25 protein-coding genes are annotated in these 25351 nt (G+C 73.7%); 13 read left to right on the top strand and 12 right to left on the bottom strand.

Annotated features, from left to right (window positions below; all coding sequences use genetic code 11):
- Window positions 1-68: 68 nt before the first annotated feature.
- On the bottom strand, window positions 69-1874 hold the full coding sequence (locus tag ABZ899_RS29555) for a S8 family serine peptidase (RefSeq protein WP_361351709.1): 1806 nt from the start codon (window positions 1872-1874) through the stop codon (window positions 69-71).
- A gap of 416 nt (window positions 1875-2290) precedes the next feature.
- Here ABZ899_RS29555 and ABZ899_RS29560 point away from each other — a divergent pair, with 416 nt between their 5' ends.
- Window positions 2291-3244, top strand: coding sequence for a lytic polysaccharide monooxygenase (locus ABZ899_RS29560; RefSeq protein WP_361351869.1), 954 nt, complete (start codon window positions 2291-2293; stop codon window positions 3242-3244).
- Window positions 3245-3262: 18 nt separating this feature from the next.
- Here ABZ899_RS29560 and ABZ899_RS29565 read toward each other — a convergent pair whose 3' ends face one another.
- On the bottom strand, window positions 3263-3916 hold the full coding sequence (locus tag ABZ899_RS29565; RefSeq protein WP_361351712.1) for a Tat pathway signal sequence domain protein: 654 nt from the start codon (window positions 3914-3916) through the stop codon (window positions 3263-3265).
- A gap of 600 nt (window positions 3917-4516) precedes the next feature.
- Here ABZ899_RS29565 and ABZ899_RS29570 point away from each other — a divergent pair.
- From ABZ899_RS29570 to ABZ899_RS29595, 6 genes are all read left to right on the top strand, one after another.
- Window positions 4517-5176, top strand: coding sequence for a DUF6230 family protein (locus tag ABZ899_RS29570; RefSeq protein WP_361351715.1), 660 nt, complete (start codon window positions 4517-4519; stop codon window positions 5174-5176).
- Window positions 5176-5586: a DUF6114 domain-containing protein gene (locus ABZ899_RS29575; protein WP_361351718.1), complete on the top strand. Its 411-nt coding sequence runs from the start codon at window positions 5176-5178 to the stop codon at window positions 5584-5586. The genes ABZ899_RS29570 and ABZ899_RS29575 overlap by 1 nt, the downstream gene beginning before the upstream one ends.
- A 235-nt stretch (window positions 5587-5821) precedes the next feature.
- A complete protein-coding gene (locus ABZ899_RS29580; protein WP_361351721.1) occupies window positions 5822-6817 on the top strand; it encodes a substrate-binding domain-containing protein in 996 nt (331 codons plus the stop codon).
- A 188-nt stretch (window positions 6818-7005) separates the two neighbouring features.
- The gene (locus ABZ899_RS29585) at window positions 7006-9354 is read left to right on the top strand and encodes a nitrate- and nitrite sensing domain-containing protein (RefSeq protein ID WP_361351723.1); all 2349 of its coding nucleotides are present in this window, start codon (window positions 7006-7008) and stop codon (window positions 9352-9354) included.
- An 11-nt stretch (window positions 9355-9365) separates the two neighbouring features.
- Window positions 9366-9785 carry a roadblock/LC7 domain-containing protein gene (locus ABZ899_RS29590; RefSeq protein WP_361351726.1) on the top strand — a complete coding sequence of 140 codons (420 nt, stop codon included), beginning with the start codon at window positions 9366-9368 and terminating at the stop codon, window positions 9783-9785.
- The gene (locus ABZ899_RS29595; protein WP_361351728.1) at window positions 9766-10146 is read left to right on the top strand and encodes a DUF742 domain-containing protein; all 381 of its coding nucleotides are present in this window, start codon (window positions 9766-9768) and stop codon (window positions 10144-10146) included. Before ABZ899_RS29590 ends, ABZ899_RS29595 begins: the two co-directional genes overlap by 20 nt.
- 74 nt (window positions 10147-10220) lie before the next feature.
- Here ABZ899_RS29595 and ABZ899_RS29600 read toward each other — a convergent pair whose 3' ends face one another.
- Complete coding sequence (locus ABZ899_RS29600; protein WP_361351731.1) at window positions 10221-11171, bottom strand: ABC transporter substrate-binding protein; 951 nt, start codon at window positions 11169-11171, stop codon at window positions 10221-10223.
- Between the two features lie 345 nt (window positions 11172-11516).
- Here ABZ899_RS29600 and ABZ899_RS29605 point away from each other — a divergent pair, with 345 nt between their 5' ends.
- The 4 genes from ABZ899_RS29605 (at window position 11517) to ABZ899_RS29620 (ending at window position 15501) form a co-directional block, all read left to right on the top strand.
- On the top strand, window positions 11517-13982 hold the full coding sequence (locus tag ABZ899_RS29605; RefSeq protein ID WP_361351872.1) for an ATP-binding protein: 2466 nt from the start codon (window positions 11517-11519) through the stop codon (window positions 13980-13982).
- Entirely contained in the window at window positions 13979-14461 is a 483-nt protein-coding gene (locus ABZ899_RS29610; protein ID WP_361351734.1) for a roadblock/LC7 domain-containing protein, read from the top strand. Before ABZ899_RS29605 ends, ABZ899_RS29610 begins: the two co-directional genes overlap by 4 nt.
- Window positions 14462-14486: 25 nt before the next feature.
- Entirely contained in the window at window positions 14487-14912 is a 426-nt protein-coding gene (locus ABZ899_RS29615) for a DUF742 domain-containing protein (protein WP_361351737.1), read from the top strand.
- A gap of 61 nt (window positions 14913-14973) precedes the next feature.
- The gene (locus tag ABZ899_RS29620; RefSeq protein WP_361351875.1) at window positions 14974-15501 is read left to right on the top strand and encodes an ATP/GTP-binding protein; all 528 of its coding nucleotides are present in this window, start codon (window positions 14974-14976) and stop codon (window positions 15499-15501) included.
- Window positions 15502-15535: 34 nt separating this feature from the next.
- Here the strand turns inward: ABZ899_RS29620 and ABZ899_RS29625 are convergent, their stop codons facing one another.
- From ABZ899_RS29625 to ABZ899_RS29650, 6 genes are all read right to left on the bottom strand, one after another.
- Window positions 15536-16204, bottom strand: a complete 669-nt coding sequence (locus tag ABZ899_RS29625; RefSeq protein WP_361351740.1) for an ABC transporter permease — start codon at window positions 16202-16204, stop codon at window positions 15536-15538.
- The gene (locus tag ABZ899_RS29630) at window positions 16201-16887 is read right to left on the bottom strand and encodes an ABC transporter permease subunit (protein WP_361351743.1); all 687 of its coding nucleotides are present in this window, start codon (window positions 16885-16887) and stop codon (window positions 16201-16203) included. Before ABZ899_RS29630 ends, ABZ899_RS29625 begins: the two co-directional genes overlap by 4 nt.
- On the bottom strand, window positions 16884-18023 hold the full coding sequence (locus ABZ899_RS29635) for an ABC transporter ATP-binding protein (protein WP_361351746.1): 1140 nt from the start codon (window positions 18021-18023) through the stop codon (window positions 16884-16886). Before ABZ899_RS29635 ends, ABZ899_RS29630 begins: the two co-directional genes overlap by 4 nt.
- Before the next feature lie 74 nt (window positions 18024-18097).
- Window positions 18098-18817 carry a class I SAM-dependent methyltransferase gene (locus tag ABZ899_RS29640; protein ID WP_361351749.1) on the bottom strand — a complete coding sequence of 240 codons (720 nt, stop codon included), beginning with the start codon at window positions 18815-18817 and terminating at the stop codon, window positions 18098-18100.
- Window positions 18814-19425, bottom strand: a complete 612-nt coding sequence (locus ABZ899_RS29645; RefSeq protein ID WP_361351752.1) for a DUF2064 domain-containing protein — start codon at window positions 19423-19425, stop codon at window positions 18814-18816. The genes ABZ899_RS29640 and ABZ899_RS29645 overlap by 4 nt, the downstream gene beginning before the upstream one ends.
- The gene (locus ABZ899_RS29650; protein WP_361351755.1) at window positions 19422-20159 is read right to left on the bottom strand and encodes a glycosyltransferase family 2 protein; all 738 of its coding nucleotides are present in this window, start codon (window positions 20157-20159) and stop codon (window positions 19422-19424) included. Before ABZ899_RS29650 ends, ABZ899_RS29645 begins: the two co-directional genes overlap by 4 nt.
- 104 nt (window positions 20160-20263) lie before the next feature.
- Between ABZ899_RS29650 and ABZ899_RS29655 the strand changes: the two genes are divergently transcribed.
- Both ABZ899_RS29655 and ABZ899_RS29660 read left to right on the top strand, forming a co-directional pair.
- Window positions 20264-20992 carry a response regulator transcription factor gene (locus tag ABZ899_RS29655; RefSeq protein WP_361351758.1) on the top strand — a complete coding sequence of 243 codons (729 nt, stop codon included), beginning with the start codon at window positions 20264-20266 and terminating at the stop codon, window positions 20990-20992.
- A 1-nt stretch (window position 20993) separates the two neighbouring features.
- On the top strand, window positions 20994-22106 hold the full coding sequence (locus ABZ899_RS29660; RefSeq protein ID WP_361351761.1) for a HAMP domain-containing sensor histidine kinase: 1113 nt from the start codon (window positions 20994-20996) through the stop codon (window positions 22104-22106).
- Window positions 22107-22139: 33 nt separating this feature from the next.
- Here the strand turns inward: ABZ899_RS29660 and ABZ899_RS29665 are convergent, their stop codons facing one another.
- Genes ABZ899_RS29665 through ABZ899_RS29675 form a run of 3 tightly spaced genes read right to left on the bottom strand, consistent with a single transcriptional unit; the run spans window position 22140 to window position 25343 of the window.
- Window positions 22140-23150 (bottom strand): NAD-dependent epimerase/dehydratase family protein, encoded by a 1011-nt coding sequence (locus tag ABZ899_RS29665; RefSeq protein WP_361351764.1) that lies wholly within the window; start codon window positions 23148-23150, stop codon window positions 22140-22142.
- A gap of 52 nt (window positions 23151-23202) precedes the next feature.
- On the bottom strand, window positions 23203-24657 hold the full coding sequence (locus ABZ899_RS29670; protein ID WP_361351767.1) for a HAMP domain-containing sensor histidine kinase: 1455 nt from the start codon (window positions 24655-24657) through the stop codon (window positions 23203-23205).
- Entirely contained in the window at window positions 24654-25343 is a 690-nt protein-coding gene (locus ABZ899_RS29675) for a response regulator transcription factor (protein ID WP_361351770.1), read from the bottom strand. Before ABZ899_RS29675 ends, ABZ899_RS29670 begins: the two co-directional genes overlap by 4 nt.
- Window positions 25344-25351 lie beyond the last annotated feature (8 nt).

Genomic DNA, 25351 nt, shown 5'->3' on the forward strand with positions numbered 1-25351 from the left:
GGGGCGGCCGATGCCCCATCCGCATCGGCCGGCCCGCCCGCTCGTGGCGTCCCCTTCGGGACGTCGGCTCAGAAGGTCAGGCTCCAGCTGTTGAGCCGGCCCGTGTCCTGCGCGGCCGTGTCACGGACCCGCAGCTTCCAGGTGCCGTCGGCGGCCTCGGTGGACGCGTTCACCGTGTAGGTGGCCTTGACGTCGTCCGCGGAGTCCGAGCCGCTCGCGGACTTCAGGCGGTACGCCGACCCGTCCGGGGCGACCAGGTCGATGACCAGGTCACCGCGGTAGGTGTGGGTGATGTCCACACCGACCCGCAGCGCCGAGGGGGCGTTGCCGCCGCGGCCGGTGACCGTGATCGGGGACTCGACCGCGGAGCCGGCGTCCGGGATGGACAGCGCGGTGGTGCTGGTGAAGGTGGCATCCCCCGTGGAGCCGCCGGAGCCGCTCACCGCCTGCAGCGTCTTCGCCGCGTCGGCGAGACCGGCGCCGCAGCCCCCGGAGCAGGTGCCGGGCAGCGCACGGGCGTTGGTCTTGATCGCGGACTCGATCTGCGCCGGGGTCAGCGACGCGTCGGCCGACTTCATCAGGGCGGCGAGGCCCGCGATGTGCGGGGCGGCCATGCTGGTGCCCTGGTAGTAGGCGTAGTTCTCGGCGGACGGGCCCTGCGCGCCGGAGTTCAGCGTCGACAGGATGCCGTTCGCGGTCACCGAGTTGGTCTCGCCGCCGGGTGCGGCGATGTCCACGACCGTGCCGTAGTTGGAGTAGTAGGAGCGGTTGCCCTGCCGGTCGGTGGCGGCCACGCTGACGACGTTGGCGCAGGAGGCGGGCGAGTAGTTCGCGGCGTTGACGTTGCTGTTGCCCGCGGCGACGACGACCGTGGTGCCACGGCTCACGGCGGCGTTGATCGCGCTCTGCGTCGCGGTGGTGCAGGAACCGCCGCCGCCCAGGCTCATGTTGATGACCTTGGCGATGTGGGCGTTGGCCGGGACACCGGAGACCGCGCCGCCGGACGCCCAGGTGATCGCGTCGATGATGTCGGAGTCGTAGCCGCCGCACTTGCCGAGGACGCGCAGCGGGGAGACCTTGGCGCCGTGGGCGATGCCCGCGACGCCCTTGCCGTTGCCGGTGACGGCGGCGATGGTGCCGGCGACGTGGGTGCCGTGCCAGGAGGAGCCGTACGCCGGGTCGCCCGCCTGGCACTCGTTCGCGGCGGTCCAGTCGCCGGGGTCGGCCGGGTCGCCGTCGCGGCCGTTGCCGTCGTTGGCGACGGTGGCGTCGGAGATGAAGTCGTAGCCGGGCACGATGTTCGCGGCGAGGTCGGAGTGGGCGACGTAGCCGGTGTCGATGACGGCCACGGTCACGCCGGTGCCGGTGGCGACGTCCCAGGCGCCCGGCACCCGCATGCCGGCGGTGGACTCGAACAGGTCCCACTGCTTGGCGTACTCGGGGTCGTCGGGCGTGGCCTGCGGCCTGTTGAGCCGGTCCGGTACGACGTAGGCGACCTGCGGGTCGGCCCGGTACGCGGCGACGACGTCCGCGACGTCCTTCGTGGTGACGTCGCCGCCGAGGCCGACGAGGGCGGCGCCGGAGCCGAGGCGGCGCTCGAAGTCGAGGTTCTCGCCCGCCTTGTCGCCCTTGGCGGCGGCGTCGGCCTTGGCGGCCTTGTTCGACGTGGCTTCGGCGGCACCGGACCGGTAGCCGACGATCAGGCGCTCGGCCGGGGTGCCGGGCGCGGTCTCGGTCTGGGCGGTGGGGACGGCGGCGGAGCCGGGCGGAGCGGGTTCCTGGGCGGCGGCGACGGTGGTGGCGGCCGTGAGGAGGGTCGCGGAGACCGCGGCGACGGATATCAGCTTCCGTCTGAGGGACGCAGAGGTGCGCAAGGGAGTGCCTTTCGTGGCCGGCCGTACTCCGGGCAGCGCGGAGCGGCGGTCGAGTCGCTTCGTCGTCGAAGCGGCGGGGGGTACGCAGGGAAGGCGTGCGTGGGTGGGGGTGGTACGCGGGGGAGGCGTAGGTGGGGGCGGTGCGACGTGCGGAGCGCGGCGGCCGGCCTGGCGCGAGCTGGGACCTGTCCGGGGTTACCTGTGGGTCAGCTGTGGTGGAACGATAGGCAAAGAGAAGGTCATCGGAATACAGGGGAAACCCTCGACCAGGCCGGAAACCCACCCTCGATGTCCGGTACCCGACCGGTAATGGCGGGCTTTGCCCCGGCTCGTCGCGCACTGAACGCGCCGGGCCGAATTCCCGTACTGCACAGGGACCGTTGCCGTCGGCCGAGGAGTCGTTCCGGATGTCCCGGATGCCCTGGATCAGTTCGCATCGCGCCGCCCTGGCGGCCGCCGTCGCCGTGCCGTCGCTGCTCACGGTGTGGGCGGCGGGGCCCGCTCGGGCGCACGGGGCGCCGACGGATCCGGTGAGCCGGGTGTACGCCTGCTCCCCCGAGGGCGGTGCCGCCTCCCGGTCGGCGGCGTGCCGGGCGGCCGTCGCGGCCAACGGGGCGCCCTTCACGGCCTGGGACAACCTGCGGATCGCGAACGTGAACGGGCGGGACCGGCAGGTGGTGCCCGACGGCGGACTGTGCAGCGGCGGGCTGCCCGCCTACCGGGGCCTCGACCTCGCGCGGTCCGACTGGCCGTCGACCCGGCTCACGCCCGGCGCCACCCTGAGGATGCGGTACTCCTCGACGATCCCGCACACCGGCACGTTCCAGCTCTATCTCACCAAGGCCGGTTACGACCCGGCGAAACCGCTCACCTGGTCGGATCTGCCGGATCGGCCGTTCGCCGAGGTCAAGGACCCGGCGCTGACGAACGGCGCGTACCGGATCACGGCGAAACTGCCCTCCGACCGGTCGGGCCGCCATGTGCTGTACACGGTGTGGCGCAACACCAGTACGCCGGACACCTACTACTCGTGCTCCGACGTGGTGTTCCCGGCCGCGACGGGAGGCGGCGAGGGCGGCGCGGCGACGGGCGACGCGGGGCCGGGGCGGAGCGCGAAGGACACCGCGGGCAGCGCGAAGCCCACGACGAAGGCGCCGGTCTCCGTCTTGCCCACGGCCTCCGCCACCGGCGCCGCCGAGAAGGCCGCCTCCGGGGCCCCGCGCGCCGCCGAGGCCCCCGCCGGCACTCCGGTGGCGTCCACCGGCACGTCCTCCACGGGGGCCTCGGCGCCGCTGGTCGCGGGCGGCGCCGCCGCGGTGCTGGTGCTCACCGGGGGCGCCGCACTGGCCCTGCGCCTGCGCCGGAAATGAACTCCGGCCCGGCGGCGTCTAGTTGACGTACACCACTTCGCCGTCCGCGTTCACGGGAGCGTACTTGGCGGTGAAGTAGCCGTTGGCGAAGCACAGGGACGAGCCGGAGACCTTGCTGAACTGCTGACGGGTGAAGGTGATGGTGTGGTCGTCGTTGCTCGCCGCGCCCGTCAGTCCCGGTGCCTGGTAGACGCAGTTGACGCTGCCCAGCAGGGTGCGCAGCACGACGGTGGTGCGCACGGTGGAGCCCGCGGGCGGGGTCACCGTGACCGTGCCGTCCGAGGCGACGGTGGAGTCGTACGGCAGATTGTTGACCGTGATGCTGGTGACGCCGAGGACGCCCACCACGTTGGTGGAGCAGCTGGCGGCGTCGAAGGTGTGCGCGGTGACCGACTCCGTGGCGGTGCCGGGCGCGGCCGGGTTGTCGGTCACAGCTGCGGTGAACTGGGACGACGTGCAGGTCAGGCCGCTGGTGCCGGTGGCGCTGGAGTAGAAGGTCGCGGTGGTGCCGGCGGCCAGCGGAGCGGTGAGGACGTCACCGGCCGCGACCGCCGCGCCGTCGGGGGAACCGACGGTGAGCACGGCGCCGTCGGCCGCGGAGGCGGGGACGGCGAACGGGAGGGTGAGCGCGGCGACGGCGCCGGCCAGGGTCGTGAGGGTGCGGGTGCGCATGCGGGTGTACCTCGACTTTCGTAGGGGGAGCCCCGGGCGGTTCAGGTCGCCCGGGGAGTCGGGGAGCCCTGTGGGGGGCTGTGGGGGTGCGCTGCGTGCGCCGCCGCCGGTCCATGGCGCCTTCTCCGTACGCCAGGGTCCGGCGGCGGCCCGGCACGGGTCGAGGGGGGAGCGACCGTGTCGGCGCGCGGGGAGGATCTCGCGGAGGCGAAGTGTGAAGGAGATGCGGTCCGGGAGCGCGGGCAAGGGCCACGCGACGGGGATCCGGCGCCACGGATCCAGGGGGAACCTGCGAGAGTTGTAGACCTGAGTGTCCGTCAACGTCAAGCGTTTGCGCGGGAGTTGTCGTGCATTCCGACGGTTCACGAGGTCGCGGGCGGCCCGCCGGGCGCGGGCGGCACCTCATCGACACCGTTTTTCCACAACTGTCTTGACCCTCAGGTGTAACCACCGGTAACTTCCGGCTTTGGCTACCGCGGAGTACGTGAAAGCCCTTGCATCCGCCGGGAGATGCGAGTGGACGTGCGCCGCGGGCGCTGTCCGCGCCAGGACAACGTGCCGCTGATGCCCTACCCGTGTCCTTCACACCTGGGAGCAGCCATGGCCTCGTCCACCGACGTCACCCCGCCCTTCGGTGACACCCCCGCGCAGACGGAAAGCGGTTCCGTACGCCGCGGGCGCGTCCGGGCCCGCCGGGCCGCCGTGATGGCGGTGCCGGCGACCCTGGTCGCCGCCGGCCTCGCGGTGCTCACCGCCGAGGGGGCGCTGGGTGTGCAGTTCGCCATCTCCGGCATGCCGTTCACGGTCACCGCGACGGAGCTCGACGGCACCGGCTTCGCGCAGTTCGGCGGTCTCGACGAGATGGCCCCGGGCAGCCCCAACGAGGGCGACACCGGCGGCCAAGTCCTGATCGTCACCTCCGCCATCAAGAACGCCACCCTCACCAAGCTGTGCCAGAGCGTCGACCTCGGCGGCACGAACCTGCTCATCACCGCGGGCAGCGGGGCCGAGAAGGTGACCGCCCGCGATCTGACCACCGACTCCACCGAGCTGTCCGGCGACGCGGCGTTCAACAACATCGAGATCGGCAACGACGCGAGCACCCTGACGAAAGCCGGTGTGAAGGGACCCATCGGCGTCTTCAGCCAGCAGGCCGACACCGTGCGGATCGCGCATCTGCGGCAGACCAACTACGCCACCACCGCCGGGGTGTTCAAGCTGCCCGGACTGAAGCTGCGATTCAGCGGCTCGGGTTGCTGATGGACGGGCGCGCGGGCACGCGGGCCGCCTTCCGCCGGTGGCGGTCCGGCCGGCCCTTCTGGGGCGGGCTGCTGCTGGCGCTCGGCGGGGCCTGGATCCTGCTCACCATGAAGGCCTCACTGAAGGTCGTCCTTCACATCGGCATGCAGGGCCTGGCCGGGTATCTGCTGCCCGTGCTGATGGTGCTGCTGGGCCTGCTGACCCTGTTCAACCCGGCACAGCGGCTCTTCTACTCGATCACCGGCGTCCTGGTCTCGCTGGGGACCTGGCTCACCTCCAACCTGGGCGGGTTCCTGGTCGGGCTGCTCCTCGGGGTGGTCGGGAGCTGCCTGGTGTTCGGATGGCTGCCGGACCAGGAACCGCGCACGAGCCGGCGGGAGCGCCGCCGCGCCGCCGTGAGGACGGGCTGAGCGAACGCGGGCTCACCGGGAGGCCGCGGTTCCGGGCGTGTCCGCGCGGGCGGTTCATCACGATGTGGCAGCGGCGTCTCACCCCGTGTGGTGACGCACTTGACTACCGGTGGCCGCACGCGATTGGCTCCGCCCCAGCGGGAGTTCAGCGGACCGGCGGACCCCAGCCGTGCGACGCCGGCCGTGCTCCCCATCGTTCCTCCTGCTCGGCCGCACAGCGAGGTGCCGCACCACCATGAACACCCCACGCCCGTCCTCCGCCTCCGTCCGGGTCGCGATATGGACGGCCGCCGTCTGTCTGGTACTGGCCGGGTGCTCCGGCGGCGGGACCGGCGACGGGGAGGACACGGACGCGGCGGGCGGCCCCTCCGGGCCCCGGATCGCCCTCATCACCCACGGCGGGGAGGGCGACGCCTTCTGGGACCTGGTGCGCAAGGGCGCCGAGGCGGCCGCCGCGAAGGACGGCGTCGCCCTGACGTACGCCAGTGACGCCGACCCGGCGGGCCAGGCCGCCCTGATGCGGGACGTGGTCCGGCAGCGGGTCGACGGCATCGCGGTGACCCTGGCGAAGCCGGGGGCGATGGCGCGGGCCGTCGCCGAGGCACGGGCGGCCGGCATCCCGGTGGTCGGTCTCAACTCCGGTATCGATGAGTGGCGTTCGGCGGGCCTGCTCGGCTTCTTCGGCCAGGACGAGAGCGTCGCGGGCCGTGCCGTGGGCGACAGGCTGGACGGCCTCGGGGCGCGGCACGCCCTGTGTGTCGTCCACGAGCGCGGCAACGTCTCCCTGGAAGCGCGCTGCGCGGGCGTGAAGAAGGCGTTCGGCGGGGAGAGCGAGAACCTGTACGTGGACGGCACCGACCTGGACGCCGTCACCACGGCCGTCGCGGCCCGGCTCGGCCAGGACCCGACCATCGACGAAGTCGTGGCCAACGGCGCCCAGTTCGCGCTGGCCGCGGTGCGTTCGGTGCGGGACGCCGGCAGCCGGGCGCAGGTCGCGACCTTCGACCTCAGCAAGGACCTCGTGCCGGCGGTCCAGTCCGGTGACGTGCGGTTCGCCGTGGACCAGCAGCCCTACCTGCAGGGCTATCTCGCCGTCGACGCGCTGTGGCTGTACCGGACGAACGGCAACACCCTCGGCGGCGGGGAGAAACCGGTGCTCACCGGTCCGGCCTTCGTCACCAGGAAGAACGTGGCCGCGGTCGCCCGGTTCGCCGGCGCCGGGACCCGCTGAACCGGACACTTCGCTCGGTGGTGCCAAAGTTTCGTCACGCGTGACACGGACGGTCACATGTGCGGATAGCATCCTGCGCACCCCCCGCGCCGTACCGGCCGCGCCGTCACCCCCGGCGCCGGTCCCCCCGTACGGCCGCACCCCCGCGCTGCCCGCCTCCGCTCTCCGCTGAACGCCCAAGGACGACGATGTCTCCACGGACAGGTCCCCGGCGCCGCCTCGGCTCCATCCGCCTCTCCCTGCTCCTGCTGGCCCTGGTGCCCGGCGTGACGCTCACCGCCGTGTGGAGCGTGACGACGGTCCAGATGTTCTCCGAGGGGCTGCGGCTGCGGGCGCAGACCGAGCTGAGCGAGTCGACCGGGGCCATGGGCACCGAGGCCACCCTCGCCCTGCAGCGGGAGCGCAGCTACTCGGCGGTGTGGCTGGCCTCGCGCCAGCAGGCGGCCCGTGACGCGCTCGACGACCAGCGCGTCCGTACGGACGAGGCGGTCGCCGAACTCCTGGACCGGTCGGGCGACATCAGGCGGGCGCCCGAACGGATCAAGGACCGGCTCTACTCGGTCGTCGCGTCGGCGGGCAGCCTGGAGTACTACCGGGGCCAGGTGGACCACCCCACCGACATCACACCCGCGCAGGCACTGGGCCAGTACACGTCGATCATCGACGACCAGATCCACGTCTTCCGGGAGCTGTCCCAGGTCGACGACGGCGATCTGACCTCGCAGGCCGCGCCGCTCGTCTCGCTGGAGCACGCGGCGGAGCTGATGTCCCAGGAGGACGCGCTGCTGACCCTGGCCGGTCCCGCGGGGCGGATGGACGCCGCGACGTGGACGGAGTTCGGGAAGCTGGTCGGCACCCGGCGCTGGCTCGTCGGCGACCAGATCCTCCCGTCGCTGACGGGCGACGCGAAGGCGCGCACCGAGCGGATCCTGCGCAGCCCGCAGTGGCTCACCCTGCAGTCCGTCGAGGACCGGGTGCTCGCGGCCCGCCCCACGGGGGACGGCGGCGAGGTCGCGATCCCGGACGTGCGGAAGGAGTGGCGGGCCGCGCTGCTGCGGGTGTCCGACGCGTACACGGATCTCATCCGCGGGCAGACGTCCGCCCTGCTGGACCGCAGCGCGGACGACGCGCGCGGGCTGCTGGTCACCGCCGCGCTGCTGAGCGCGGGCGGTCTGGTGGCGGTGCTGCTGTGCCTCGCGGTGTCCTGGCGGATCACCCGCTCGCTGTCGCGGCGGCTGCGCGGCCTGCGCGAGGCCACGCTCGCCCTCGCCGAGGAGCGGCTGCCCGACGTGGTGGCCCGGCTGGAGCGGGGCGAGAAGGTCGACGTCGAGCTGGCGACACCGCCGCTCGACTACGGCGGCGACGAACTGGGCGAGGTGGCGCAGGCGTTCAACACCGCGCAGCGCACCGCCGTGCACACCGCCGTCGAACTCGCCGACACCCGGCGGGGGTTCCAGAAGGTCATCCTGGGCATCGCCCGGCAGAGCCAGAATCTGGTCAATCTGCAGCTGACCGAACTCGACGCGCTGGAGCGCGCGCACGAGGACCCCGACGTGCTCAAGGGGCTGTACGCGCTGGACTCCACGGCCAGCCAGCTGCGCCGCTACCAGGAGAACCTCGTGATCATCAGCGGCGAGCGGCCCGGCCGGAGCTGGAGCGAGCCGGTCGCCCTGATCGACATCCTGCGCAGCGCCGTCGGCGAGGTCGCCGAGTACCGGCGGGTGGAGGTGCACACCGAGGAGGAGGTGCACATCGCGCCGCCCGCGGTCGCCGACCTCATCCATCTGCTGGCCGAGCTGATCGAGAACGCCACGCTCTACTCGCCGGCGCCCGCGCCGGTCGCCGTGCGGGCCGCCCTGGTGGCCAAGGGGCTGGCCGTGGAGGTCGAGGACCGCGGCCTGGGTCTGTCCGAGGAGGACTACACCGCGTTCAACGGCCAGTTGGCCGAGGCGCCGAAGTTCGACGTGGTGGCGCTCGCGGACGATCTGCGGCTCGGCATGTTCGTGATCGCGCGGCTCGCCCGGCGGCACGGGATCACGGTCACCCTGCGCCCCTCCCCGTACGGCGGCACCACGGCGATCGTGCTCGTCCCGGACGAGGTCGTGGTGACGGACGTGCCGGACGAGGAGCCCGACAAGGAGGACCTCGACGCGCGGGACGCCGGCGAGGAGTACCTCGGCACGCAGGACCTCGACGAGGAGGGGCGGCCCGAGGTCCCCGCCGCCCGCCGGCCGGATCCGGAGGAGGAGCTGACGCCCCTGCCGCGCCGGGTGCGGCGGGCCGCTCCCGCGGCGGGTCCGCGCGACGGGGCCCCGCCCGCCGACGAGGACGGCTCCGGGGACGACGACTTCACGGCCGAGCGGGCCGCCTCCTCCCTCGGCGGCTTCCAGCGCGGCACGCTCCGGGCCCGGGCCGAGGACGGCTCCGAGCCCGCCGACGACCGCCCCACCGACCCGCCTGACCGCGACCCCGCCCCGTCCGGCGCCTGCCCGCCCCCCACGTCCCCCACGCCCGCCAGCCCGTCCGACCGCTCATGAAGGACTCCGCCATGACACGCCCCACCCCCGCCACCGACGCCCAGCTCGACCAGTTGCTCACCGGACTCGTGGAGCGGGTCGCCGACGTCAACCACGCCGTCGTGCTGTCCGAGGACGGGCTGGTGGTGAGCAAGTCGACGGGCTTCCTGCGCGACGACGCCGAGCGGCTGGCGGCGACCGCGTCCGGTCTGATGAGTCTGAGCAAGGGCGTCAGCATGGACTTCCGGGGCGGGCCGGTGCGCCAGGCGCTGATCGAGATGGCCCAGAGCTATCTCATCCTGACCACGGCCGGTCCGGGCGCCCATCTGGTCGTCCTGACCAACCAGGGCGCCGACGTCGGGGTGGTGGCGTACCAGATGAACATGCTGGTGAAGAAGATCGGTGAGCACCTGTCGGCGGCACCGCGGGCCCATGTCGGCCCGGGTGCGTGAGGTGGGCCCAGACCATACGGCGGGCCGGCTGGTACGTCCCTTCACCCTCACGGGCGGCCGGACCCGGCCCAGCCGTGGCGACTTCACCCTGATCACGCGGGTGACGGCGGTCGATCCACCGCCGGAGCGGGCGCCGCGCCCGCAGCCCGAGCAACTGCGGATCCTGCGGCGCTGTGCCCGCCCGGTCGCCGTCGCGGAGCTCGCGGCACGGCTGGACCTGCCGGTGAGCGTCGTCGCGATCATGCTGTGCGATCTGCTGGAGGCCGGTCTGATCACCGTGCACCGTCCGCGGCCGGTGACGCCCGGCACGGCCGAACCGGGCCTGCTGGAGAAGGTGCGGGACGGCCTCGACCGGCTCTGAGGGCGCGGGGCGGTCCGGACACGCGGACGCGCCGGTGAGGGCCCTCGCCCGTCACCGGCGCGCCGGGAGCGTCGTCAGTCCAGGCCGGCCGACTTCAGCCAGGCCTTGGCCACGTCGAGCGGGTCCTTGTTCTCCAGCTGGACCTGGGAGTCCAGGTCGAGGAGCGTCTTGGTGTCCAGCTTGGCGGAGACGGCGTTGAGCGCCGCGACGCCCTCGTCGGACAGACCGCTCTTGTATACGAGCGGGGTCACGTTGGCGAACCCGAAGAGGTTCTTCGGGTCCTTGAGGACGACGAGGCCCTCCTTGGTGATGGTGGGGTCCGTGGTGAAGATGTCCGCGGCCTGCACGGTGTTCTTCGTCAGGGCCGCCTGGGTCAGCGGGCCGCCCGCGTCCAGCGCCTTGAAGGACTTGAACTTCAGGCCGTACTCGGTCTCCAGGCCCTTCAGGCCCTGGTGGCGGGTCTGGAACTCGGGCGAGCCGCCGATCAGCAGCTCGGGCGCCGCGTCCTTGAGGTCCGCGAGGGTGGAGTCGGCGGTCAGCTTGTACTTCTTCGCCGTCTCGGCGTTGACGCTGACGGAGTCCTTGTCCTCGGCCGGGGAGGACTCCAGCAGGGTGAGCTTGGCGTCCAGCTTGGCCTTGACCGCGGTGTTGACGGCCTCGGCGGACTCCTGCGGCGCCTTCGGGTCGAGGTAGGCGAGCAGCGAGCCGTTGTACTCCGGCAGGACTGTGACGGAGCCGTTCTTGAGCAGGCCGTACGTGGTCTCGCGGCTGCCGATGTTGGGCTTGTAGCTGACCTTGATGCCCTTGGCCTTGAGGGCCTCGCCGTAGATGTCGGCGATCAGGACGCTCTCGGCGAAGTTGTTCGAACCGACGACGACGGTGTCACCGCTCGCCTTGTCCTCGGCGAGGGGGTCGGACTTGTCGCCGGAGGAACATCCCGTCAGCAGCGCCGCGGCGGTCGCGAGCGCGAGGGCGGCCGCGCCGGGATGGTTCCTGAGGGAGCTGCTGCGCAGGGTGAAAGTCACGATTCCCGTTCCGGTTCAGTGGGGTTGGGATAGCTTGTCCACTGATCCAATCCAGCGGGTTCTCGATGAGTCAAGTGCTGCCAGGTCACCGATTGGCCTCAAAATCCTCCATGTGTCAAGGAGTTGTGCGCGTCGTGAAGGCGGGGCGACCGGGGTGCTCGGTTGGTGTAACGGAATCTTGACGTACAGTTCCGATCACAGCGCCGAAGGGACGGTACTGTCCCGCACAGAACCGATCGGAAGTCAGCAACAGCGGTCACGTGAGGCGTGCGCCCCAGGTGCGGCGCCCACGAAGGAGGAATCCCGGTGCCCACGAGCGAGGCAGGCGGACCCCGCCCCCGCCGTATGCGCGGTCACCCCGACCGCTGGCCCTTCCGGCACAAGCTGAACCTCCTGGTCGGTGTGCCGCTCACGGTCGTCGCGGCCCTGCTGGCCTACCTCATCGCCGAGCAGACCGGGCAGTCGCGCGAGGCCGCGAACGCCGCCCGGCTGGTCCGCGAGAGCGTGGAGGTCGCGAAACTCGTCGACGGACTGGCCGCCGAGCACCAGCAGGCCGTGCTGCTCTCCGTACGGCACGAGGCCGCGGGTGGCGGCGATTCCTCGACGTCCGCCTACCGCACCGCCCAGGAGCGGGTGGACGCCCAGGTCGAGCGGGTGCGCGAGGCGTTCGGCGAGCGGCTGCCGGAGACCGAGGCCCAGGCCCTGAAGAACGTCGAGGGCCTCGCCGGACTGCGGGACACCATCGAGGACGGGTACCTGCCGGCCAGCAACATCGACCCCGCCTACACCCACGCCTCGGGTCAGCTGATCGACGGCCTGGCCCTGGACCGCAACCCCGAACTCGCCACCACCTTCACCGGCAACCTGCTGGACTCGCTGCTGCGGTCGGCCGCCGCGCACAGCGAGTTCGAGACGGCCGTCTTCTCCGCGTCGACCGGCGACTCCAACGCGCTGATCGAGGTCATCGGCGCGATCGGCGCCTACGACGAGTTCACGCACCAGGCCGAGCGGTTCACCCGCTTCGCCACCGAGGCGCAGGCCGACACGTTCGCCGGGATCCGGTACACCACCGCGCAGTCCACCATCAGCCGGCAGTACGCCGAGCTCCAGATCGACCCCGGCGCGGCGCAGGCCGGCTCCCCCGCCGAGGTCCGCGCGTCCCTCGACCGCGCCCTCGACTCCTACGACGCCTACCGCGACCAGGCGAGGACCCGGCTGTCGATCACGACCTCGCTGATCGACCAGATCGCCGACCGGGCGCAGCACGCGTCCGAGACGGCCGCGTGGCGGGCGCTGCTGCTCCTCGGGTCCGCGCTGATCGGCTTCGCCCTGTGGCTGGTCCTCGCCGTGCTCGTACGGCGTTCCGTGGTCCGGCCGGTGGTCGCCCTCACCGGCGCCGCGCGGCAGGTCGCCGACGTGGCCCGGCGCGAACTGGCCCGGGTCGCGGACGACGACGCCGAGGACGAGGGGCCGCCCCGGCTGCGCGAGATGCCGGTCACCGCGCGCGACGAGATCGGCGAGCTCGCCAAGACCTTCAACGACGTCCAGACGACGGCGGCGGCGCTGCTGGAGCGGCAGGTGCTCAGCCGGCGCAACGTCGCCGAGATGTTCGGCAACGTCGGCCGCCGCGTCAGCAATCTGACGTCCCGTCAGCTCTCGCTGATCGACGCGGTGGAGCGCGGCGAGACCGACCCCGCGCTCCTCGAACGCCTCTACTCCATCGACCACATCGCCGTCCGCCTGCGGCGCAACGCCGACAGCCTGATGCTGCTGGCCGGCATCCACGAGGCCGCCCTGGACGCCGGTCCCACCTCGCTCACGAACGTCGTGCGGGCGGCGCTCGGCCAGATCGAGGGCTTCCAGCGGGTGGAGCTGCGGGCGCGGTCCGAGGCCGTCCTGGAACCGGAGGTCATCGGCGACCTCACGCTGATGGTGGCCGAACTCCTGGAGAACGCCGTGTCGTTCTCACCGGCGGACAGCCCCGTCGAGGTGACGGTGGCGGCGGACGGCGCCGACGCGGTGATCGTGGTGAGCGACCACGGCCTGGGCATGAGCGCCGAGCGCCTGGCGGAGGAGAACGCCCGCCTGATCCGCCGCGAGCGGCTCGACCTCGTACCGACGAAGGTGCTCGGCCTGTTCGTGGTCGGCACGCTCGCGCGCCGCTGGAAGATCGGCGTCACCCTGTCCCGCACCCCGGGCGGCGGTGTCACCGCCGAGGTGACGATCCCCTCGGCCCGCCTGGTGACCGGCAGCACGACGGCGGCGACGTCCACCCCGGCGCTGTCGGCCCTGGCCGGCACCGCGCTGCCCGATGCCGGGCCGTCGGGTGCCCCCGCCACCGGCCCGGTGCCCGCGCCGCCCGTGCGCCCGGCCGCCGTACCGGCGGACACCGCGGGACCCGACCCCCTCCCGCGGCGCTCCAGGCGCCCGGCGGCACCGGCCGACCACGCCCGCGCCGGCGATCCGGACCCCGGCGCCACCGCCACCCGGTCCGGCGCGAGCCCCGCACCCGCCGTGCCCGCGCCCCGCTCCTCGCACGCCCCCGCCGGTCCCGGCGCCTCGTCCTCCGCCCGCCCGCTGCGGCGGCGGGTCCGGGGCGCGACCCTGCGCAAGAGCGGACCGGGCGACGACCGGGCGGCCGTGCTGCCGGACCGGCCCCGGGTCGTCGACGCCGCCGCCGTGCGCGACGAACTCGACGCGTTCGAGGCCGCCGTGGAGCGCGCGCACCGTGAGAGCGGGGCCGTCCCGGTCCCGGCACCGAACCCCCCAGCCCAGGACCAGAACGACCCCCCGGAAGGAGCGGAGCAGTGAGCACGTCGACAGGTGGCACCCCGGCAGGAGGCACGGATGCCTCGCCAGCCGAACTGGCGGCCGCCGCAGCCGACTTCACCTGGTTGCTGAATCGCTTCGCGACCGAGACGGCCGGTGTCGTGGACGCCATCGCCGTCTCCTCGGACGGGTTGCTCATCGCCGTGTCGGAGCTGCGGCAGCAGGCCGACTCCGAGCGGCTCGCGGCGATCGTCTCGGGGATCACGAGCCTGGCCGCGGGCGCGTCCGGCAACTACGGTCTCGGGGCGCTCAACAAGGTCATCATCGATCTGGACGGCGGCCATGTGCTGGTCTCCGCGATCGGTGGCGGCGCCGTGCTCGGCGTGGTCACCGACAAGGAGGCCAAGCTGGGCAACGTCGCCTACGAGATGACGGTGTTCGCGAACCGGGCCGGCGCCGCCCTGAGCCCGCAGCTCGTCCTGGAGCTCAAGAACAGCGTCGGTGCGGCCTCGGCCCGCTGACCGGGCCGGAAGGAGCGGACTCCCCATGGCGGACGACATCCCACCGCCGGACCCGAGCGGCCCGGAACCGGTCGGGCAGGCGTCCGCCGTGCGGCCGTTCCTGCTCACCGCCGGCCGGGTCGCGGACACCACCGGCGACCGGGCGATGCCCGTCGAGACCCAGGTGGTGGCCACCGCCGAGGGACTGGACGGGCTCCACCGGCTCGCCTTCGAGCGGCGGGACATCGTCGCCGTGTGCCGGCTGCCGCAGTCCCTCGCGGAGATCGCGGCCCGGCTGCGGCTTCATCTGAACGTGGTGCGGGTCCTCGCCGAGGACCTGCGCGACGAGGGCCGGCTCACGGTGCACGTGCCCGACTCCGGCGTCGTCCACGACGCCTCCGTCCTGCGCAGGGTCATCGACGGCCTGCGCGCCATCCCCGACGCACGAGGGGTCCTCAGTGACAGCGACTGAAACGGCCGCCGGCGCCACGGCCGGAACGACGGCGACGGCACGGCCGCCGCTGCCGGTCAAGATGGTGATCGCGGGCGGCTTCGGCGTGGGCAAGACCACCGCCGTGGGGGCGATATCCGAGATCGAGCCGCTCACCACGGAGGCGGCCATCACGGAGGTCGCGGCGGGGGTGGACGACCTCACGCACACCCCGCAGAAGTCCACGACGACGGTCGCCATGGACTTCGGCTGCATCACCATCGACCCGACCCTGAAGCTGTACCTGTTCGGCACGCCCGGGCAGGAGCGGTTCGGCTTCATGTGGGACGACCTGGTCGAGGGCGCGGTCGGCGCCCTCGTCATCGTCGACACCCGGCGGCTGGACGACTGCTTCGCCGCCGTCGACTACTTCGAGCACAAGGGCATCCCCTTCGCGGTCGCCGTGAACGCCTTCGACGGCCGGGTCGAGCACACCCTGGACGAGGTCCGCTGGGCGCTCGACGTCAGCGAGGGCGTCCCCGTGGTCGTGTTCGACGCCCGGGAGACCGGCTCGGTGCGGGACGCGCTGCTCGTCGTCCTGGAACTGGCCCTGGCGCGCACGGAGGGCTGACGGCGGGCCACCGGGGTGGCCCGCCGTCCAGCGCCTAGCCGGGCCTGCGCACGCCCCGGGAGACGGCGAGCCGGGCCACCGCCCAGAACACCAGGAGGGTGGCCACCGCGAGCCCGGCCACCAGCGTCGCGCCGCCCACGACCTTCTCGTAGTCCCGCTGGTAGAGGCCGTCGACGATGTAGCGGCCGAGGCCGCCGAAGCTGACGTACGCGGCGATGGTGGCCGTGGAGACGATCTGGATGGCGGCGGAGCGCAGCCCGCTGAGGATCAGCGGGAGGGCCGTGGGCAGTTCGACCCGGAACAGCACCTGGGCCTCGCCCATGCCCATGCCGCGCGCCGCGTCCACGGGCGCCGGATCCAGGGACCGCATCGCCTCGTTGGTGGTGACCAGGATGGGCGGGACGGCGAGCACCACCAGCGGGATCATCACCGGGGCCATGCCGAGGCCCAGCAGGATGAACATGAGCACCATCAGGCCGAAGCTGGGCAGCGCCCGGCCGGAGGTGGCGATGAGGGCGAGCGCGTTGCCGCCGCGCCCGGTGTGGCCGGTGAGCAGCCCGACGGGGAGTCCGATGGCGGCGGCGATGCCGAGGGCCATGAGCGTGTACTGGACGTGCTCGCCGAGCCGGACCGGGATGCCGTCGTAGTCCTGCCAGTGGGCGCTGTTGCTGAAGAACGCGTCGGCGTAGTTCAGGATGTTCACCGGGCGGTTCCCTTCGCGAGGACGGTCCGGGCGCCCCGGCCGCCGCCGCGCGGCATCCAGGGCGTCACCCACACCCGCAGGACGATCAGAAGGGCGTCCACGAGGATGGCGAGGACGGCGGTGGAGATCACCGACAGCCAGACCAGCCGGGGCTGGTTGTACTTCAGTCCGGCGTCGAGCATGTTGCCGAGGGCGCCCTCGTTGCCGATGAGCATGCCGACGCTGACGAGCGAGATGCTGGAGACGGCCGCCACCCGCAGCCCGGCGAGGATGGCGGGCGCGGCGATGGGCAACTGCACCTGGAGGTAGCGGCGTACGGGCCCCAGGCCCATGGCGGTGGCCGCGGCCAGTGTCTCCTGCGGCACCGAGCGCACCCCGTCCACGATGGCCGGGACGAGCACGACCAGGCTGTAGACGGCCAGCGGGATCATCACCGTCAGCTCGCTCAGCCCGGTGTAGTCGATGAGGACGACGAAGAACGCCAGCGACGGGATGGCGTAGAGCACGGTCGTCACCCACAGCACCGGCGGGTACAGCCAGCGGAAGCGGACGCACAGTTGCGCGAGCGGCAGCGCCAGGAGGAGCCCGGCCAGCACCGGCACCAGCGCCTCGCGCAGATGCAGCCCCACGAGGCCGAGGAAGCTGTGCTCCAGATAGCTCGGCATGTCGAAGAGGTCGTTCACGGGGCGACCTTCTGGGCCGTTCCGGCGGCGGCGCGGCCGGCGTGCGCGCCGCGGATGGCGTCGCCGATGGACGTCTGCGAGACGACCCCGGTGGCCCGTCCCTCGCCGTCCACGGCGACGGCCCAGCCGGTCGGCGAGAGCACCGCGCAGTCCAGGGCGGCCCGCAGGGAGTCGGCGCCGGCGGTGAACGGCCGTCCGTGCGAGAGGAGTTCACCGGTGGCGATGGACCCGGCCGTGAGTTCGGCGGGGTCGCCCCAGCCGACGGGCCGGCCGTCGGTGTCGACGACGAGGAGGTAGGGGGCGCCGGCCCGGCGGGCGTCGGCGATCTGCTCGGCCGAGGCGTCGACGGCGACGATCGGCCCGGTGAGCAGGTCGAGGCCGGCCGAGGAGAAGAAGGACAGCCGGCGGATGCCGCGGTCGGCGCCGAGGAAGTCCTCGACGAAGGCGTCGGCGGGGTCGGTGAGCAGTTCGGCGGGCGGGGCGAACTGGGCGAGCCGGCCGCCGGTGCGCATCACGGCGACCATGGTGCCGAGCTTGACGGCCTCGTCGATGTCGTGGGTGACGAAGACGATGGTCTTGCCCAGCTCCTCCTGGATGCGCAGGAGTTCGTCCTGGAGCCCCTTGCGCACCACGGGGTCGACGGCCGAGAACGGCTCGTCCATCAGCAGCACCGGCGGGTCGGCGGCGAGCGCGCGGGCGACGCCGACGCGCTGCTGCTGGCCGCCGGAGAGCTGGTACGGGTAGCGCTTGGCGAGGGAGCCGTCGAGGCCGACGCGTTCCATCAGCTCCCGTGCCCGGGCACGGGACTTCTCCTTGCCCCAGCCCAGCAGGCGGGGCACGGTCGCGATGTTGTCGAGGATCGTGCGGTGCTGGAAGAGGCCCGCGTTCTGGATGACGTACCCCATCGACCGGCGCAGGGTGTTGACCGGCTGCCGCTGGACGTCCACGCCGTCGAGGAGGATGGTGCCCTCGCTGGGCTCGACCATCCGGTTGATCATCCGCAGCGTGGTCGTCTTCCCGCAGCCGGACGGGCCCACGAGGACGGTGATCGAACGGTCGGGTATCTCCAGCGACAGCCGGTCGACCGCCACCGTGCCGTCCGGGTATCGCTTGGTGACTGCATCTATCCGTATCAAAACGCCGAATACCCTTCGGGTCTGGCAGGTTTCGCCCGCGTGCGACCCACGGGCCGGGCCGATCGGGCCCGAGTCTAGACGCCTTGTGTTGCGGGACCTTTGCGCTGGTCCGGTATCGCGCGGGCACGCAGCGCGGCGAAGGCCCGGCCGTCCACCGCCCACTGTCCGGCGGGCCGCCATCCGGTCCGTGCCGCGTGCCGCAGCAGGGCGGGGGTGCCGAGGCGGGCCCAGGGGAAGAAGGGGCCTTCGGCGCCCCGGGCGTCGGTGACATGGACCTGGACGCGCTCGTCGAGGTCGAGGCCGGGCACGGTCTCGGCGAGCAACAGCCCGCCGGGGCACACGAGTCGGGCCAGGCGCTCCAGCAGGGCCACCGGGTCGCCGCCGATGCCGATGTTGCCGTCGAGGAGCAGGGCGGTGCCCCAGCGGCCCTCGCCGGGCAGCGGCTCGAAGACGGAGCGGCGCAGCGCGGGACCGCCGAGCCGCGCGGTGCGGGCGACGGCGGCGTCGCTGACGTCGATGCCGAGCACGGTGCGGCCCTGCCGCGCCAGGGCCGCGACCAGGCGTCCAGGGCCGCAGCCGACGTCGAGCACCGCCCCCTCGCAGCGCCGCAGCACCTCGCCGTCCACCGCGTCGGCGTCGGCGCACCAGCGCTCCACGTCCAGCGGGAGCAGCCAGCCGTCATCGCGGCGCAGGAAGAGGGGGCCGCGGCCGCTGCCGAGGGCACGGGCGTACGGGTCGGCGGACCAGGGCGCGCCCTGGTCCGCGGGCGCGGGGGCCTCCCTGAGCCCGCTCATCGGCGGGCCGCCGGGCCGAGGCGGGCCAGGGCCGCGGCGAACCGTCCGCCGGGTGCCGCCGCGGCGACCAGGCCGGCGTCGAGCGCGGTGTCGACGTCCCGCAGGCGGGGCAGGTCCCGCACCCGCAGTCCGGCGAGCCGGGCGCGCTGGGCGGCCCCCGTGTACGGCTGCGACATGGGGACGCCCCGCAGCCGGTCCGGGTCGGGCTCGGCCAGGCCCAGCGCCCAGAACCCGCCGTCGTGTGCGCGGCCGAAGTACGCGTCGCAGTCCGCCCAGTCGACGGTGAGCAGGCCGGGGGTCACCTGGGGGGTGTCCATGCCGATGAGCAGGGCCGGGCCGTCGCAGGCGGCGAACGCGCCGGCGAGCCGTTCGTCGAGTCCGCCCGTGCCCTGCGGGACGACGTCGAAGCCGGGCGGCAGCCAGGGCCCCGGTGTGCCGTCCAGGACGAGGACGCGGCGCCGGGCGGGGGTGCGCGCGACGGTGTCGAGGGTGTCCGCGAGGGCGGCCTCGGCGAGCGCGGCGGCCTCCTCGGGGGTGAAGGGCGGGGTGAGCCGGGTCTTGACCCGGCCGGGGAGCGGCTCCTTGGCGATGACGAGGAGGGTGGTCACGGGCGGGCCCCTTCCCGTACGCCGGGTGCGGCGGGTTTCTCGGCCAGCACGCGGCTCATGTCCCGGACGGCATGCCAGGTGCCCCGCCAGGTCCCGGTGACCTTGGAGGCGCCGGTGCGGGGCCGGTAGGGCACGTCGTCCTCGGTGATGCGCCAGCCGGCGTCCGCGGCCCGCACCACCATCTGCAGGGGGTAGCCGCTGCGCCGGTCCGTCAGGTCCAGGGCGAGCAGTTCCTCCCGGCGGGCGGCGCGCAGCGGGCCGAGGTCGTGCAGCCGCAGCCCGGTGCGGCGGCGCAGGAGCCGGGTGAGGGCGAGGTTGGCGGCGCGGGCGTGCGGCGGCCAGGCGCCGCGCCGCCGGGGCCGGCGGCGCCCGAGGACCAGGTCGGCCTCGCCGGCCGCGACGCGTCGCACGAACGGCACCAGGTCGCCGGGGTCGAGGGAGGCGTCGCAGTCGCAGAAGCAGACGATGTCCGCGGTGGCGGCGGTCAGGCCCGCGTGGCAGGCGGCGCCGAAGCCGCGCCGGGTCTCGCGGACGACGGTGGCGCCGAAGCGGTCCGCGAGGTCCGCGGAGCCGTCGGTGGAGCCGTTGTCCACGACGATCGCCCGCCAGCCGGGCGGGACGCGTTCCAGGACCCAGGGCAGGGCCTCGGCCTCGTCGAGGCAGGGCAGCACGACGTCGACGGGTGCGGGGTCCGCGGGGGTGGCTCGGGGTGAGGAGGTCGTCACGGCATTCACCCTACGAGCGCGAACCGGGCATTTCGGACGAGGGCTTCTTACGGAACGCGGACGTCGCGGTCCGGGCGGCGTCTCGCGCGCGCGGAGGGTGCGAGGCTGGCCGCATGAAGCAGCAAGAGCCGAGCGGCGGGGCCGGGGCGCGGGTCCTGGTCGTGGACGACGACCCCACCGTGGCCGAGATCGTCTCCGGGTACCTGGACCGCGCCGGGTACGTGGTGGACCGGGCGGGCGACGGGCCCGCCGCTCTCGCGGCGGCCGCCGCACGCCGCCCGGACCTCGTCGTCCTCGACCTGATGCTGCCCGGCATGGACGGTCTGGAGGTGTGCCGCCGGATGCGCGGGCAGGGACCGGTGCCGGTCATCATGCTGACCGCGCGCGGCGACGAGGAGGACCGCGTCCTCGGCCTGGAGGTGGGCGCCGACGACTACGTCACCAAGCCGTTCAGCCCCCGGGAACTCGTGCTGCGCGTCGGGTCGGTGCTGCGGCGCGCCCGCCCCGCCCAGCCGTCCGGCGTCCTGCGCGCCGGGGGCCTGTCGGTGGACCCGGCGGCCCGCCGCGCGACCAAGGGCGGAGCCGAACTCGCCCTGACGATCCGTGAGTTCGATCTGCTGACGTTCTTCCTGCGCCATCGCGGCCGGGTGTTCGGCCGGGAGGACCTGATGCGCGAGGTGTGGGGCTGGGACTTCGGCGACCTGTCGACCGTCACCGTCCATGTGCGCCGGCTGCGCGGCAAGGTCGAGGACGACCCGGCCCGGCCCCGGCTGATCCAGACCGTGTGGGGCGTCGGCTACCGCTTCGACACCGACGGCGCCGCCCCCGCCGAGGAGCGCTGACGTGCGCGACACGCTGCTCATCGCCCTGTTCGCGTTCCTGGGCGCCGCGGCGGCGGGCGTCCTGGGCGCCTGTGTACTGCTGCTGATCCGGCGGCGCTCGCTGATCACGCACCTCGCCGTCGTCGCGGGCGTCGGCGTCACCGCGATGCTGGCGGGCACGCTCGCCGTGGCGCAGGCGATGTTTCTCTCGGGGCACGACCTGAGCGTCGTCACGACCGTCGTGGCGATGGCCGCGGTGGTCTCCCTGGCGACCGCGCTGCTGCTGGGCCGCTGGGTCGCCGCCCGCAGCCACGCCCTGGCGCTCGCCGCCCGGTCGTTCGGCGACGGCGGGGCCTTCACCTCCCCGGACGGGCCCGCCACGGCGGAACTCGCCGCGCTGAGCCGGGAACTGGAGGCGACCAGCGCCCGGCTCGCGGAGTCCCGGGAGCGGGAGCGCGCGCTGGAGTCCTCGCGGCGCGAACTGGTCGCCTGGATCTCCCACGACCTGCGCACCCCGCTGGCCGGTCTGCGGGCGATGGCGGAGGCCCTGGAGGACGGGGTCGCCGCCGACCCGGATCGCTATCTGCAGCAGATCCGGATGGAGGTCGAACGCCTCGACGGCATGGTGGGCGACCTGTTCGAGCTGTCCCGGATCCACGCCGGCACGCTCAAGCTGTCGTTCGCCCGGTTGTCCCTGTACGACCTGGTGGGCGACGCCCTCGCGGGCGCGGACGCGCTGGCCCGGGAACACGGCGTACGGCTCGTCGGCGACCGGGTGGAGGCGCTGCCGGTGCAGGTGGACGGCCGGGAGATGAGCCGGGTGCTGGGCAATCTGCTGGTCAACGCCATCCGCCGGACGCCTGCGGACGGCACGGTCGCGGTCGCCGCCGAACGCTCCCCGGACGGTGTGGTGCTGTCCGTGACCGACGGCTGCGGCGGCATCCCGGAGGAGGACCTGCCGCGCGTCTTCGACACGGGCTGGCGCGGTACGCACGCCCGGACGCCCCCGGCGGGCGCCGGGCTCGGACTCGCCATCGTGCGGGGCATCGTGGAGGCGCACGAGGGCCGGGCGACCGTGCGCAATGTCCCCGGAGGCTGCCGCTTCGAGGTGGTGCTGCCCGCCGCCGCTTCCTGAACGCGGGCAGCACCACCGGCCGGTGCGGGGCGGTCACCCGTCGCGCGGCTCCGCCCCGGCGAACTCCCGTATCCCCTCGGCGAAGGACACCTGCGGTTTCCAGCCCAGCTCGGCACGCAGCCGCGCGGAGTCGGCCGTGATGTGCCGGACGTCCCCGAGCCGGTACTCCCCCGTCACCACCGGCTGGGGGCCGCCGAGGGCGGTCGCGAGCGCCTGGGCCATCTCGCCCACGGTGTGCGGCTCCCCGCTGCCGGTGTTGTACGCCGTCAGCGCGCCCGGCGGAAGGTCCCCGCCGCTCGCCTCCAGCGCGGCCACGTTCGCGGCGGCCACGTCGCGGACGTGGACGAAGTCCCTGCGCTGGCGCCCGTCCTCGAAGACGCGGGGGGCCTCCCCGCGCGCGAGGGAGGAGCGGAAGAGGGACGCGACCCCGGCGTAGGGGGTGTCGCGGGGCATGCCCGGGCCGTAGACGTTGTGGTAGCGCAGCGACACGGCGGTGCCGCCGGTGGTGCGCGCCCAGGCGGCCGCCAGATGTTCCTGGGCGAGCTTGGTCGTCGCGTACACGTTGCGCGGGTCGGCCGGGGCGTCCTCCCCCACCAGCCCGGGGATCAGGTCGGCACCGCAGACCGGGCAGGGCGGTTCGAAGCGGCCCGCGTCCAGGGCGGCGACGGTGCGCGGGCCGGGCCGGACGACGCCGTGCCGGGCGCAGGTGTAGCGGCCCTCGCCGTACACGACCATCGACCCGGCCAGCACCAGCCGGCGTACACCGGCCCCGGCCGTCTCCGTGAGCAGCACGGCCGTCCCGAGGTCGTTGCGGGAGACGTACTCCGGGGCGTCCGCGAAGCCGGTGCCGAGGCCGACCATGGCCGCCTGGTGGCACACCGCGTCGACGCCGGCGAGGGCGCGCCGCACGCCGTCGGGGTCGCGCACGTCCGCCGCGGGATCGGTGCGGACGTCGTACACCACGGTTTCGTGCCGGCGCGCGGCGAGCGCCCGGACGATCTGGGACCCGATGAATCCGGCGCCGCCGGTGACCAGTACACGCATGCCTTCACGCTAGGGCGCCGCCGCTCCCCGGGGCCGTCGCGCGGCCCCCATGTCATGGGTTCGTAAGGGCCGGGGCGGTCAGCGGGAGCGTCACGGTGAACCGGGTCTCTCCCGGTTCACCGGAGACGGTGATGCGGCCGCCATGGGCCTCGACCAGGGACCGCGCGACGGCGAGCCCGAGTCCGCTGCCGCCGCGGTCGCGGCTGCGGGCCTTGTCGACGCGGTAGAAGCGGTCGAAGACGCGTTCGGCGTCGGCGGGCGGTATGCCGGGCCCGGCGTCGGTGACGGAGACCCGGGCGGAGCCGTCCGCGACGGACACGGCGACCGACACCGGGGTGCCGGGCGGGGTGTGCACGGCCGCGTTGGTGAGGAGGTTGTCCAGGACCTGGCGGACGCGCTGCGGGTCCAGGCGCAGGGGCACGGAGCCGGGGCCGGGGACGACCGTCAGCGGGTGGCCGGGGCGGGTGGTCCGGAAGGCGTCCGCCGCCTGCCCCACCAGGTCCACCAGGTCGGCCTCCACCGGGCGCAGAGGCGTCTCCACGTCGGCGGCGTCGAGCCGGGCGAGCAGCAGCAGGTCGTCGAGGAGGACGCCCATGCGGGCGGCCTCGGCGCGCAGCCGCGCGAGATGCCGCTCGCGTTCCCCGGGGGCGTTGGCGGCGGCGTACTGGAAGAGGTCGGCGTAGCCGCGCACCGACATCAGGGGCGTGCGCAGTTCGTGCGAGGCGTCCGCCACGAACCGGCGCAGGCGCTGCTCCGCCTCCGCCCGCACGGCCAGCGAGCCGTCGATGTGCGCCAGCATGGTGTTGAACGCGGTGCGCAGCTCCTCCACCTCGGGCCCGCCGCCGCTCCGGTCGTGCCGCACCGGCAGCCGCGCGGAGTCGGTCAGGTCGTGCGAGGCGATGTCCCGCGCGGTGTGCGCCATGTCGCTGAGCGGTCTCAGGCCGCGCCGCAGCATGCCCCGGCCGAGGGCCACCAGGGCGGCCAGCGCCAGCCCGAAGGTGACCGCCTGGAGGGTGATCAGCCGGCCGACGGTGTCCTCGATGCCGTCCAGGGGCGCGGCGCTGACCAGGATCACGCCGGGCTCCACCTCGCAGGCCCGCAGCCGGTACTCGCCGTCGCCCCGCAGATGCGCGGTGCGCAGCACCTCCCGGTGCGCGCCGGCCTGGGTGCGGGCCAGCGCCGTGAAGTCGTCGACGTCGGGGGGCAGATCGGCGGGGTCCTCCGGGGTGCGCAGCACGGCGTGGCCGTCCGTCACGTCGTACACGGCGTAGAACCAGCTGTAGTACTTCTTGCCGCTGAGCGTGCCGTGGTCGGCGAGGGACCTGGACTGGGCGATCTGCCCCTGCGCCAGCTGCGTGTCGAGCTGCGCGGCCAGGTAGTCGCGCATATACGTGGTCAGCGCGGTGCCGACCACCGCGAACACCGTCAGCGCCAGCACGGCCAGGCCGAGCGCCAGCCGGGTCCCGAGGCGCATCGCGCGGTATGCCCGGCGCAGCCGCCCGATCACCCCGACGCCTCCCGGACCACGTAGCCGAAGCCGCGCACGGTGTGGATCAGCGGGGCGCCGGTGTCGTCCAGCTTGCGGCGCAGCCTGCTGACGACGAGTTCGACGACGTTGGAGCGGCCGCCGAAGCCGTACTCCCAGACGTGGTCGAGGATCTGGGCCTTGGTGAGCACGGCCGGCGACCCGCGCATCAGATAGCGCAGCACCTCGTACTCGGTCGGGGTGAGGGTGAGCGGCCGGTCGCCGCGCCGGACCTCGCGGGTGTCCTCGTCCATCGTCAGATCGGCGACCCTCAGCACGGAGCGCTGGAAGCCGGGCCCCGCGCTGCGCCGCAGCACGGTGCGCAACCGGGCCATCAGCTCCTCCACGGCGAAGGGTTTGACCAGGTAGTCGTCGCCGCCGCGGGTGAGTCCGGCGACCCGGTCGGCGACACCGTCGCGGGCGGTCAGGAACACCACGGGCACCATCCGCCCCGTGGCGCGCAGCCGGTCCAGTACCCCGAAGCCGTCGACGTCGGGCAGCATCAGGTCGAGCACCACGATGTCCGGGTGGAACGCGGCGGCCTTGCGCAGCGCCTCCGCGCCGGAGTTCGCGGTGACCGCCTCCCAGCCCTCGTAGCGGGCGACGGTCGCGACGAGGTCGGCGATGGGCGGATCGTCGTCCACGACGAGCAGGCGTACGTTCTCCACCCGTTCAT

This window comes from Streptomyces sp. NPDC046859, from assembly GCF_040645135.1.
Taxonomy (GTDB): domain Bacteria; phylum Actinomycetota; class Actinomycetes; order Streptomycetales; family Streptomycetaceae; genus Streptomyces.